General features: G+C 53.6%; 10 protein-coding genes and 1 pseudogene. 7 read left to right on the forward strand and 4 right to left on the reverse strand.

The features are described from left to right. The first annotated feature begins 144 nt into the window (after positions 1-144). The 3 genes and pseudogenes from HP572_RS02060 to HP572_RS02070 all read left to right on the forward strand — a co-directional run bounded on the left by HP572_RS02060 (position 145) and on the right by HP572_RS02070 (position 3,483). A pseudogene (locus tag HP572_RS02060) lies at positions 145-1,369 on the forward strand (Tm-1-like ATP-binding domain-containing protein). Between the two features lie 13 nt (positions 1,370-1,382). Beyond that, complete coding sequence (locus HP572_RS02065) at positions 1,383-2,216, forward strand: phosphoenolpyruvate hydrolase family protein (protein ID WP_193397962.1); 834 nt, start codon at positions 1,383-1,385, stop codon at positions 2,214-2,216. 223 nt (positions 2,217-2,439) lie between these two features. Further along, entirely contained in the window at positions 2,440-3,483 is a 1,044-nt protein-coding gene (locus HP572_RS02070; protein WP_240584657.1) for an alpha/beta fold hydrolase, read from the forward strand. Here the strand turns inward: HP572_RS02070 and HP572_RS02075 are convergent. The 4 genes from HP572_RS02075 to mutY form a co-directional block, all read right to left on the reverse strand. Beyond that, a complete protein-coding gene (locus HP572_RS02075) occupies positions 3,446-4,537 on the reverse strand; it encodes a helix-turn-helix domain-containing protein (protein WP_240584658.1) in 1,092 nt (363 codons plus the stop codon). The two genes, HP572_RS02070 and HP572_RS02075, sit on opposite strands and share 38 nt — an antisense overlap. A gap of 95 nt (positions 4,538-4,632) precedes the next feature. After that, entirely contained in the window at positions 4,633-5,706 is a 1,074-nt protein-coding gene (mltC, locus tag HP572_RS02080) for a membrane-bound lytic murein transglycosylase MltC (protein ID WP_205553010.1), read from the reverse strand. A gap of 52 nt (positions 5,707-5,758) precedes the next feature. Beyond that, positions 5,759-6,031 (reverse strand): oxidative damage protection protein, encoded by a 273-nt coding sequence (locus tag HP572_RS02085; protein WP_005975842.1) that lies wholly within the window; start codon positions 6,029-6,031, stop codon positions 5,759-5,761. Next, positions 6,028-7,134: an A/G-specific adenine glycosylase gene (gene mutY, locus HP572_RS02090; RefSeq protein ID WP_240584659.1), complete on the reverse strand. Its 1,107-nt coding sequence runs from the start codon at positions 7,132-7,134 to the stop codon at positions 6,028-6,030. The genes HP572_RS02085 and mutY overlap by 4 nt, the downstream gene beginning before the upstream one ends. 165 nt (positions 7,135-7,299) lie before the next feature. On the opposite strand from mutY, the gene trmB reads away from it, so the two are divergent. The 4 genes from trmB to HP572_RS02110 all read left to right on the forward strand — a co-directional run bounded on the left by trmB (position 7,300) and on the right by HP572_RS02110 (position 12,471). After that, entirely contained in the window at positions 7,300-8,019 is a 720-nt protein-coding gene (gene trmB / locus HP572_RS02095) for a tRNA (guanosine(46)-N7)-methyltransferase TrmB (RefSeq protein WP_205553006.1), read from the forward strand. A 1-nt stretch (position 8,020) separates the two neighbouring features. After that, on the forward strand, positions 8,021-8,365 hold the full coding sequence (locus tag HP572_RS02100) for a YggL family protein (protein ID WP_014914389.1): 345 nt from the start codon (positions 8,021-8,023) through the stop codon (positions 8,363-8,365). 114 nt (positions 8,366-8,479) lie between these two features. Next, on the forward strand, positions 8,480-9,193 hold the full coding sequence (locus HP572_RS02105) for a DUF2884 domain-containing protein (RefSeq protein WP_010282855.1): 714 nt from the start codon (positions 8,480-8,482) through the stop codon (positions 9,191-9,193). A gap of 212 nt (positions 9,194-9,405) precedes the next feature. Then, complete coding sequence (locus HP572_RS02110) at positions 9,406-12,471, forward strand: autotransporter domain-containing protein (protein WP_240584660.1); 3,066 nt, start codon at positions 9,406-9,408, stop codon at positions 12,469-12,471. Positions 12,472-12,672 lie beyond the last annotated feature (201 nt).

Raw genomic sequence — 12,672 nt, forward strand, 5'->3', positions numbered from 1 at the left:
TCTCATTTGGGTATTTAATGGTTTGTCTTTCTGATACTCAAGTCTCAATATGGCGACAAATTAATCTTTTCTGTTTTTGTCTTATTGTAATTGCTATTTATATCAATCTGTTAATTGTTTCACTAACGGTGGGAGGGATACCAAGTGGGAAGTGAATTTGGCAGCGTTTATATTGCAAGTACCGCTGATACTAAAGGAAAAGAACAGATTTACGTCCGCGATCTGATTGCCGCTACGGGCTTAAAAACGGTCACGGTCGATCTGTCAACGACACCGCCGTCAGCAGATACACGAGCGTCAGAAGCGACAGATATCAGCGCCGCAACGGTGGCCTCTTACCATCCGCAGGGCGCATCGGCGGTGTTTTGCCATGACAGAGGGCAGGCGATTGGCGCGATGGCCGTTGCGTTTGAGCACTTCATGCTGTCCCGCAATGATATTGCCGGGGTGTTGGGTCTCGGCGGCTCCGGCGGAACCGCGCTGATTACGCCCGCGATGCAGGCATTACCGATTGGGATGCCGAAGCTGATGGTGTCGACGATGGCCTCCGGCGATATCTCCGGTTACATCGGAGCCAGCGATATCAGCATGATGTATTCCGTTACCGATGTGGCGGGCCTGAACCGTATTTCTCGTCAGGTTCTCGGCAACGCCGCGCACCAGATCGCCGGCGCCGTGAAGTTTCATATTCAGGAACATCATGATGATAAGCCCGCGATTGGCCTGACCATGTTTGGTGTCACGACGCCGTGCATTCAGGAAGCCAGTGCATTGCTGGAAGCGGAGTTTGACTGTCTGGTCTTTCACGCGACGGGCAGCGGTGGGAAAGCGATGGAAAAGCTGGTGGACAGCCATTTGCTCACTGGCGTGCTCGATCTCACCACGACAGAGGTGTGCGATTTACTGTTTGATGGCGTGCTGGCCTGCGGGCCGGAACGGTTTGATGCGATAGCCAAGACGCAGGTGCCTTACGTGGCGTCCTGCGGTGCGCTGGACATGGTGAATTTTGGTTCTCCCGCCAGCGTGCCGGAGAAATATGCGCATCGTCTGTTCTACAACCACAACGCGCAGGTCACCCTGATGCGGACCACGATAGACGAAAATATCGCGATGGCGCGCTGGATTGGGGAGAAGCTGAACCGCTGTGAAGGCGATGGTGCGCTTCCTGATTCCGGAAGGCGGCTTCTCCGCGCTGGATGCACCGGATCAGGCATTCTGGCACCCGGAAGCACGTGACGCGTTTATCAGCACGCTGGAGAGCGTCGTGCAGCAAACGGCAAGACGACAGATTATTCGTCTGCCTTTCCATATTAACGATCCTTTATTTGCCCATGCAGCTGTCGATGCGTTTCGGGAATTAGTGAAATAAGAAGGGAAAAAGTATGAAGTCAGGCATGAATCGTCAGGAACTGCTGGCAAAATTCCGCGACATGATCGCGCGCCGCGAACCGATTATCGGCGGTGGCGCAGGCACCGGCCTTTCCGCGAAATGTGAAGAAGCGGGCGGCATCGATCTGATCGTGATCTACAACTCCGGGCGCTATCGCATGGCGGGGAGAGGTTCGCTGGCTGGTCTGTTGGCTTACGGCAACGCGAATGAGATCGTCGTGGATATGGCGAAAGAGGTGCTGCCAGTTGTGAAGCACACGCCGGTGCTGGCGGGTGTGAACGGAACCGATCCTTTCTGTCAGTTTGATAAGTTTCTGGATGACCTGAAAGCGCTGGGTTTCTCTGGCGTGCAGAACTTCCCAACCGTTGGGCTGATTGACGGTAATTTCCGCGCCAATCTGGAAGAAACCGGCATGGGGTACGCGCTGGAAGTGGACATGATTCGTCTGGCGCATGAAAAAGACATGCTGACCACGCCTTACGTGTTCAGTGCGGCAGATGCCGTTGCGATGACGAAAGCGGGGGCAGATATTATTGTGCCGCACATGGGGTTAACCACCGGCGGCAATATTGGCGCGGAAACCGCGCTTAATCTGGCAGATTGCGTCCCGTTGATTAATCACTGGGCGGATGAAGCGAAATCCATCCGTAAGGATGTGATTGTGTTGTGCCACGGCGGACCGATTTCAACACCGCAGGACGCACAGTTCATTATGGATCACTGCCCGCAGTGCGATGGTTTTTACGGTGCCAGTTCTATGGAGCGACTGCCGACAGAAACCGCATTAACGGCTACTACACAGCAATTCAAAAAAATTAAGCGTTAACAGACTTTTTTGGCTCTATACCCAACAGACTTCCTAAAGCGGGAAAGAAGGAAGAAAGGCGGGTAAATTTTGCGCCAATATCAGGGAATGCGGCCAGCACATGCTGGCCGTAGTTTTTTGTGTATTAAACAGAAGTACTAAATAGCGTTTTAGGTCGCATCGGTCAGAAAGCCATTGTTATAAATGCTATTTTTCACAGCACGGAAACTTCGGAGAAATAGGTATGACATGGCGTATTACGATAGGACTACTCACGAACTTACTACTCAGCTTTGGCGTGATGGCAAACGCGGGCATTGGGTTTCAACAACTAACGCTAGCGGATGAGGCCACTAACAGGCCGCTGGACGTCGCCGTATTTTATCCAGCGTCATCACCCTCACAGACGACGACCATTGGTGAAAATATGGCTTTTCCCGGCATTGTTGTGAGTAAAAATGCCGAGCCGGAGTCTGGTGAACACCCTTTGATTGTGGTGTCACACGGCTATGGTGGAAGTTGGTTTAATCAACTCTGGCTGGCGCAGGCATTAGTTAAACAAGGCTACATTGTCGCCGCGCCCAATCATCCCGGAACCACGACGAAAGACATGCGCCCTGAGAACGCTCAGGTACTGTGGCAACGGCCTCATGATATCAGCCGCGTCATTACGGCATTACTCGCTACGCCAGAGAAGGCGGGGCAGGTTGATGCGAAGCGCATTGCCGCTGTGGGGCACTCGCTGGGAGGATGGACGGTACTTGAGCTTGCTGGTGGGCGCTTTAGTACGGAGCAATTTGAGAGGGATTGTCTGACGCACGGTGGGCTGGCGTCCTGCAAAGCCTATGAAAAGATGCAGGTCGCAAAAAGCGCCGCATCGCGCGTGCAGCTTGATAAATCACTCGCCGATCCACGCATCAGCGCGGTGGTATCGCTGGATATGGGGCTGGCGCGAGGGTTTACCGCAGAGAGTCTGGCGGCGATAAACATTCCCGTATTGATTATGGCGGCGGGGTATCCCAATGACGAGCTACCCGCCAAGCTGGAATCCTACGATCTGGCGCAGAAGCTATCACCAGCGCATTCAGCGTATAAAGAAATTGCTGACGCAACGCATTTTAGTTTTATGCAGCTTTGTAAGCCGGGTGCTGTTGAAATCATCAACGCCGAGAGCCCAGGCGACGGCATGATTTGTCTCGACGGCGGTGAACGTTCGCGTGAGCAGATCCATCAGGAAATAGGGAAGGATGTCAGCGATTTTCTTCAGGCGGCGTGGCGGAAACCGTAGTCTGTTCCTGAAGTGGGTACTGACTACGCCATACGCTCGGACTCATCCCCGTTAGCCGCAAAAATTCGCGGTTGAAGTTTGATTTAGTCTGAAACCCGCTGGCCAGCATGATATCCGTGATTCGGTCATCCGTTTGGCTGAGGAAGCGCTTAGCCTCCTCTATGCGATATTCGTTCATCACCTGCGAGAAATTACGACCGTGAACGCGGTTGATGGTTTCGGACAGGCGTCTGAGCGGTATGCCCATGCGCCTGCTCAGACGCTGAAGCGTCATGCCCGGATCGGTGTACAGCGCGTGAGTGCAGATAAAATCATCTAACGTTTTCGCGAGCTGGTGTTCGTCTTCGGTGGCGGGTACGGCTTCAGGCTTCTGGTCAGACGGAGCGGCAAGCCCTGCCTGCGGGGACGTGCGGTGTGTGACGATCAGCAGGGTCAATATCGCCAGCATGACGATGTGGAATGCGGTGATGATGGTCGCCGCGCTATTGCCGCTGTAGAACGCGATATCCAGAGCAATGACGGTGTCGATAGCGCCGGAGATAAGCAGATACAGCCCGGCGATAAACGGCGCGCTTTTCCATCTGGGTAATGAGGTTTGCAGACGGCGAACGCTGTAAATCAGCGACGCCCCATAACCGAAGTAAATACTCACCAGCATCAGATCGATGAGCGGAACGGTTGTTCGGTTCTGGATGGCGCTTGCGCCAAGGATGAGTAAAGGCGGTAACAGCTGCCAGAGAGATCGTCGGCGTCTGCGGGTTACGTCTTCAGATTCTTTGTCGCTGTGAGGGAAAAGACACAGCCATAACAGCGGTGGAATCGATGCGGCAATCGCGGGTTGAATAAACGCGGGTAAGGCAACATGGCTGCCCCAGCGTAACGCCACCAGCATCAGGGCAAGACAGCTTACGCCGATGAGTACCGCTTCTGCTGTTGCACTGCGTTTTTTGGTGTTCTTGTTATGGGAATGGTTGTGAATAGCCAGAAACTGGATGCGAAAAAACAAAATAACCAGCAGAAGTGCAGTAATAAACGGTAAAGGAATCGCGGTCATCGTGTTTATCAACAACGTTATTGTAGCTATCTGATCTGATGAAACCGCGCTACCGGAATAAACCCGGTAGCGCGGCGTTCTGTGATGCGTGTGAATTAGCGGCGGTAATTTTTCTGTGCCGTGTTCACTTTGTACAGATAGCGACGTGATTCGCCAGACGGGTGTTTCGTCGTCAGCGTTTGGTAAACATCGCTCGGTGACATGTTGTTGATAATGCCCACGGCGCGATCGCGATCGCTGGAGAAGACGCGCAACACGCTGCCTGCGCCACCGTTATACGCGGTGATGACGGCATAGCGTTTCGACGTCGGGTTCTCAATGCCGGCCAGATAGCTGTTCTTCAGAATCGACAGATAGGCGGTACCCGCGTCGATGTTTTGTTCTGGATCGAACAGATAGCTGCGGCTTGGTTGTCCCCATTTCCCTTTCATTTTGAAGACGTCGCGTCCTGCGCTGTGCTGCACCACCTGCATCAGACCCAGCGCATCGGAACGGCTGACGGCGTAGGGGTTGAAGCTCGATTCTGTCTGCATAATCGCCAGAATCAGCGACTCTTCAATGCCGTAACGCTCGGAGGCTTTACGTACCAGCGGCAGGTATTTGTGCGCACGTTTATCCAGATGGTTAGGGACAAGCTGCATCGTGACCGACCAGATAACGTGCATGCCGGAGGTGCGTTTTTGCAGACGGTTCTGGAGCAGGTAATCCGCAAAGCTGGCGGCACGGCCTTCCCAGCGGATTGGCTGTCCGGTGTTATCCAGCACCTGTCCGTACAGCAGCGGTTCGCGGCTGATTTGAATATCGTTAGCGTCGGAATACAGATCGGTGTTACTGGCGTCATCGCCCATCAGCAGGGTGGTGATAATCGCCTGGCGCAGGCTGGCAACGGAGTCGGTTGCCGAAATGGTTTCGATCGTGATTGAACCGGCATCAAAGTTGATGTGGCTACGCGTCTTATATTGATCGGTGTATTTGACGTAGTCTTTCGGGCCCGCGATCAGTACTTCATTCATCCCCCAGATATTTTCGATGTTGTTGGCGAACTGGCCCATCAAAATATCGAAGGCGTTAGTATCCTTGAGAAACTCTTCGTCGTTGGCATTCCCTTTGTTTCCTGAACAGGAAACCAGCAGTGGTGCAATCACCAGCAGAGCTAACATTTTCTTCATATAACAAGCCGTGTCGGAATGGGGACGTAAGCGGGCCCGAAAGCCCGCCATCTCAGTGGCTCGGAGGCGTATAGCCTTCGATGTGTACGTCCTTCCCTTCAAACAGGAATTTGATCATTTCCTGTTCCAGCAGCTTACGGTCGTCAACATTCATCATGCTGAGTTTTTTCTCGTTGATCAGCATGGTTTGCTTGGTTTGCCACTGCGCCCAGGCTTCTTTGGAAATTTCGTTATAGATGCGCTTGCCCAGATCGCCGGGATAGAGCTGGAAATCCTGCCCTTCGGCGTCGCGTTGTAAAAAAGTACAAAAAATCGTTCTGCTCATGCTTCTTCCTCATCAATTTCGCAGGCTTTTAAATGTGTTGACTGCGGGTGGGCCAACTCCCTCAGCAGGCGTTCTACTGGGGTGGCCAGTCCGACAGACGGCGGCTGCGCTAAGTTATACCAGAGACCTGCATCGTCATCCATGCAGGACCTGTTTTGTGAGCGATCGGTCTGCGATACGTCCAGCCAGAGCGGAACGATATCCAGATGAAAATGGCTAAAGGTATGGCGGAACGCGACAAGCTGTTGCAATCCATCAGGATTCAGACCACGTTGGTGCATCCAGAGTTCCAATTCCCGACGTTCGCTGAACTGTGGGAAGCAAAATAGTCCGCCCCACAGGCCGACGGCAGGACGCTGTTGCAGCCAGACCTGAGAACCCTGTTGCATCAGCAGGAACCAGCCGGTTTTCTCCGGCAGCGTCTGCTTCGGTTTCTTGCCGGGATATTGCGCCCAACTGTGGTTGGCGTAGGCAATGCAGCCGGTGTTCAGCGGACACAGCTCGCACTTGGGGCGGCTGCGGGTACAAACCATCGCACCGAGATCCATCATCGCCTGATTAAACTGGCTGACGCCCTCGGCTGGTGTGACGTCTTCACTCCGCGCCCACAGTTTCTTTTCGACCTCTTTCTTGCCCGGCCAGCCGTCAACGGCATAGCAGCGTGCCAGCACGCGCTTCACGTTACCGTCGAGAATGGGGTAATGCTGACCGAGCGCGAGCGACAGCACCGCGCCTGCGGTGGAACGTCCGACGCCCGGCAATGCCGCGACTTCATCAAAGGTGGTGGGGAACTCGCCGCCGTGGCGTGACACGATGGTCTGTGCCGCTTTGTGCAGGTTGCGCGCACGGGCGTAGTAGCCCAGCCCGGTCCACAAGTGGAGCACTTCGTCCAGCGGCGCTGCCGCCAGAGCATTTACGTTCGGAAAGCGTTCCATAAAGCGTTGGAAATAGGGAATAACCGTGGTGACCTGCGTTTGTTGCAACATCACTTCGGATAGCCATACTTTATAGGGAGTTTTCTCAAGCTGCCACGGCAGGGTTTTGCGGCCATAGCGTTGATACCAGTCCAGCACCTGATGGGCGAACTGTTGCGCTTGCATCATAAAATGGGGTCACTATCCGACAGATAAAAAGTTTGACAGCGATTCCAGCACAGAGTGAATGTGCTGTAAACCGGAACTTTCCGAGGCAGTGGGCTTGCTAAACCACGGTATCCTTGCATAATGCGCGTTTCATTAACGAAATCGGACAGCAAGTAAGCACTCTTTATGATTAACAACGTCATTTCACCGGAATTTGATGAAAATGGGCGCCCGATGCGTCGTATCCGCAGTTTTGTCCGCCGTCAGGGGCGCTTGACTAACGGGCAACAGCTGGCGCTGGATAACTACTGGCCGGTGATGGGCGTGGAATATCAGACCGAGCTGGTCGATTTTAACGCGCTATTTGGTCGTGACGCGCCGGTGGTGCTGGAAATTGGGTTTGGGATGGGCGCCTCGCTGGTGACGATGGCGGCACAGCATCCTGAGCAGAATTTCCTCGGTATCGAAGTTCACCTGCCGGGCGTGGGAGCCTGTCTTGCTGCCGCACAGGAAGCAGGAATCAGCAATCTGCGCGTGATGTGTCACGATGCGATCGAAGTGCTGATGAATATGATCCCGGATGGCTCACTGTCCATGGTTCAACTCTTCTTCCCAGACCCGTGGCATAAAGCCCGCCATAATAAACGCCGTATCGTCCAGGTGCCTTTTGTCCAACTGGTACAGAGTAAGCTGAAGGTCGGCGGCGTGTTCCATATGGCAACAGACTGGGAACCTTATGCGCAACATATGCTCGAAGTGATGACCTCTGTCACCGAGTACCGTAATCTTTCCAATAATAATGAGTACGTTGAGCGGCCGGACTCCCGTCCGTTGACGAAATTTGAAGCGCGCGGCCAGCGTTTGGGGCATGGCGTGTGGGATCTGATGTTTGAGAGGATAAAATAAAATGGCACAAGCTCGTAGCCGTCGTTTACGTAAAAAGCTTCATATCGATGAGTTTCAGGAATTAGGTTTTTCTGTCAGCTTCCGCTTTCCAGAAGGCACTAGCGTAGAAGATATCGATCAGCTGATGGATAAGTTCGTTGACGACGTCATTGAACCACAAGGACTGGCATTTGAAGGCAGCGGTTATTTGCTCTGGGAAGGCCTGATCTGTCTGCAAAAAATTGGTCACTGCACCGAAGAGCATCGCCAACTGGTTAGCCGCTGGTTGGAAGAGCAGAAACTGACTGACGTGAAAGTCAGCAACCTGTTCGATATCTGGTGGGATCTGCCAGAACACCTGCTGTAATCCTTGGTCTTATCAAGGCATGCCTGAGCTGATTCTGGCTCAGGCGTTATCCGCCTCATCAAAGGGTGGATTGCCGCTCTCCCGCTACTGCCGTTGTTTTCTTCAGGAGAAAATATGTCGCGTAAAATAACCTTGGGTTTATTGATGTTGCTGTCCTGGCAAGCGCAGGCGGCCTACCAGTGCAACGTGAACCCGCAGGACGACATCATTATCAGTCCGCAACACGTACAGGTCGTGGGTGCAAGCGGCAACTTACAACTCTCCCCGCAGGGCGATATCGTCCGTAACGGTACACCGCTGACTCTGAATGCCGAGCAGCGCCAGAAAGCCAAAGCCTATCAGGCGGATTTACGCCAGCAGCTGCCGTGGATCGACCAGGGCGCGCAGCAGCATCTTGAAAAAGCGCGAGTCGCGCTGGATAACGTCATCGTGCAGGAGCTTGGCAGCGACAGCAATGTGCGCAATCGTCTGACGACGTTGGATAAACAGCTTAAGCAGCAGATGAACCGAATTATCGAACACCGCACCGATGGCCTGACGTTTCACCATCAGGCGATTAAGCAAGTTGAGCAAGATGGCAAGCAGCTCGTGCAGCAAAGCATGGGCGGCGTCTTGCAGGACAGCCTGAACGAAATGGGCGTAAAACAGATGTCCAGCGGCGGAAACCCGCTACAGGCGATGATGGGCAACCTCGGCGGTTTGCAGAAAGCGATTCAGGCCGAGTGGAACAATCAGGAACTGGAGTTCCAGCGCTTCGGCAATGACGTCTGTAGCCGCGTCACATCGCTGGAAAACCAGCGCAAGAGTCTGTTGCAGACGCTGAAGTAAACTGACGTCGCTTAAGAAAACGGGCTGAGGCCCGTTTTTTGATCGTCCTTTTCCTCTCTCTCCCTTCCCCGTATTTTCCTTTTCGGTCTGACCTCTTTACCTGTAACCGAATGCCTCATGAAATTCATTGATTGTTACCTTCATGCGTTATGATTATTTGTACTAGTAACATAGAGTGACAATCACATTTGTGTTCGAACAGGGTGTCGTTAATGCTCTCGATGTGGAAAATCCATCCTTTCAAAAATAATCCTTTTAACAACCATTTATACCGTGTGCTTGCGATGGGGTTACTGCTGTTTTGTCCTGTAACGTTATGGGGAGCAGATAATTTTCGGACGGCGGAGTATGAGCGGAACGGTGCTGCACTGGATTCAATCAACGCCGCAGAGGCCTACAGTCTCGGTTTCTCGGGGAAGGGCGTTGGCGTTGCGGTCATTGATGCGACCGGCGAACTGAGCGGTAATGAATTTGCCGGACGGGTGGATTCGGGCGCGGGGTGGATCTCATCCCCGTGGGATGGCGCGTTTCATGGCTACGCGGTGGCGGGCGTCATTGGTGCGGCGAAAAACGATAGCGGCATTCACGGCATCGCCTATCAGGCGAACCTGCTGCCGCTAGGAACCACTTTTTCATCGAATACATTGGTGAATGCCCAGCTTAACGTACTCGATCGTCCAGATATCAAGATCGTCAATAATAGCTGGGGATACCAAATATTTAACGACACGGTGCAGACGTTCAGCGCCGATCGTCAGATTGAATTGCTGGACGGTATCATCAATAACAATATGGTGATTGGTACGGAGATGGCAAAGCAGGGTCAGTTAACGGTGTTTTCTGCCGGGAACGAAGGGCACCTGACGCCGTCGATTAATGCTGGGTTGCCAACGCTATTAGATGCCTACGGAATTGACAATACGATTGCCAATAACTGGCTCAGTGTTGTGGCTTACGATCCTTCTCAGCGCCCTTCCAGTGCGGCGTTTATTGCATCATTCAGTAACCTGGGATTTGGGGCGTCGGCTTATACGCTGCTTGCGCCGGGCGTGAATATTGTTTCTACCAGAGATGCGAACACCACTGACACATTCAGCGGCACGTCATTTTCGGCACCTTACGTTTCGGGCGTTGCCGCGCTGGCGTCTGAGGCGTTTCCGTATCTGAACGGTAAGCAGCTAGCCGATATTCTTTTGTCCACGGCCATGCCGCTCACCGGTAGTAATACCCCGCGTGCGGTGTTGCTCATCCACAAGAATTACGATGACCATCAAAACCATCTCAGTAGTGAACTCAATGTTTATTCGACGGGTAATGCTGTCACGTTTAGCGATGAAGAAATGACCGTCTTTCTGGCACGGGTCAGAGAGGATGCGTTCTTCGATAATCTTACGGATGAACAGGTGCGCAGCGCGATTCGTGCCCGCGCCAGCGCGCAAAATATCAATGTGCTCACGACGGATGATTACCAATCGCTATTTGGTCAGGGGATGGTGAATGCGTATAAAGCGGTGCAGGGGCCAGGCGCATTGAATGCCCAGAGGCTGAGCAATAGCGATCTCAGTAGTGGAACGTTTAACGGTAACTACGCGATCTACGGGGTTGATACGCAAGGATATTCCAGCACCTGGAGCAATGACATCGCACAGGTGAAAAATACGACCAGCAGCAGTTCCCTGTATCAGTTAGATGTCGGTTTACGCAAGCAGGGCGCAGGAGCGCTTTATCTGACGGGTAATAACACCTATCTCGGGCCGACCATTGTCGAAGGCGGCAGCATCATAGTGGGCAAAGTTGCGCAGGGGAGCGGTAGTCTGGCGGGGGATGTCTGGGTGCAATCTGCGGCGACGCTGGGCGGGCATGGCAAAATCGCCGGCACCGTCACGCTTGAGAACGGCTCCACGCTTTCACCCGGTGCATCCGTTGGTACATTAACGGTGGGCAATGTGGTGTTTCAATCCGGCAGTATCTATCACTATGAGATTGATGAGCAGGGCAATGCCGATGGCCTGAATGTTACACAGGATGCGACGCTGGCGGGCACCGTGGTTCTGGATGCGCCTTCGCAGTCATTGGGCGATCGGTTTACCCTGTTGAATGTCGGTGGCACCCTGAGCGGCAGCTTTGATGGATTAACATCCAACTCAACCCAGCCTTTCCTGCAAGATACGCTGAGCTATGGCAACAAGCAGGCTTATCTGGACGTGGTGCGCAATAATCGCGCCTTTAATGACGTTGCTACCAGCCTTAATCAACGTGCCGTTGCACAGACGATCGAGAGCCAGAATAGTGGGCCAGTTTTCTCTGCTATCGCGAACAGCCGCAGTGAAGCGACCGCACGGGCGGCGTTTGATAACCTCGACGGTGAGATCTACGCCGCCTCGCGTGCCGCATTGCTCCAGCGTAGCCGGTACGTGCGGGACGAGATCAACAGCGCACTGCACGATGAAAATGCACAGTCGCTTTGGCTGAGTACGTGGGCGAACAATGGCCAGTTCGATGAGACCGCTGAATCCTCACGCGTTAACCACAGCGGCTATGGTTTCTTAATCGGTAACGGTAGCCCAGTCGGCGAAAGCAGCACGCTGGGTGTCGTCGTCGGTGCAGAGAAAAGCAAGATCAAAACCGATGCGCGTGCCGCCAGTAACGATGTGACGGCTTATCACGTTGGCAGCTATTGGGGAACGAACTATAGCGGCATCGCGTGGCGATCCGGTCTGGTCTACAGCTATCTGGATATGGGCAGCGAGCGAGACATTCAGGTGCCCGGACTCACGAGCCGCGCTCAGGCAGATTATCATGCGCACCTTTTTCAGGGGTTTGCGGAAGGAAGTCATCGGTTTGCGTTCAATGACAGCCTAAGCGTCGAGCCTTATGGCAACTTCTCGTATGCCTGGCTCGATCTCGCGGGCGGACAGGAGCACGGTAGCGCCGCCGCGCTGCGCTGGGAACGTCAGGACAGCGGGGCGGGATACTCAACGCTGGGCTTACGCGGCGAGGCGCGCTGGTCTTCACTCTCGCCTGTCCGGCTCTATGCCGATGCTGGCTATCAGCGACGCCTGACGCCGGATCGTAATCAAACGCGGCTGAGTTTTGTGCAAGGCGGCGATGCTTATACCGTCCACTCTGCCACTGACGATCGCGATGCGCTGCTAGTACGGGCGGGCGTCACGTTGGCGATTAAGCAGAATGCGACGCTGTTGTTGGGCTATCAGGGCTTAGTAAGCGATAAAATGCGCGAAAACAGCGCCAAACTGCAGTTTGGACTCACATTCTGATACTTGAAAATCATCCCCCACGCGCGGGTAAAGCCTTGTGTGGGGCGTTTGATGCAGGGCTGTCGCCCGGTGAGATAATGCGTTGCCGATAGCCATACATTGTTAGCAGCCTATCGAAAAAAGTTCATTTTTGTGCCATGCCTGATTAACGAGACAGACATATTCCCTCCTCATAATCGTACGATATTTATACATCTCAGC

Source organism: Pectobacterium sp. PL64, from assembly GCF_022477975.1.
GTDB classification, from domain to species: Bacteria; Pseudomonadota; Gammaproteobacteria; order Enterobacterales; family Enterobacteriaceae; genus Pectobacterium; species Pectobacterium jejuense.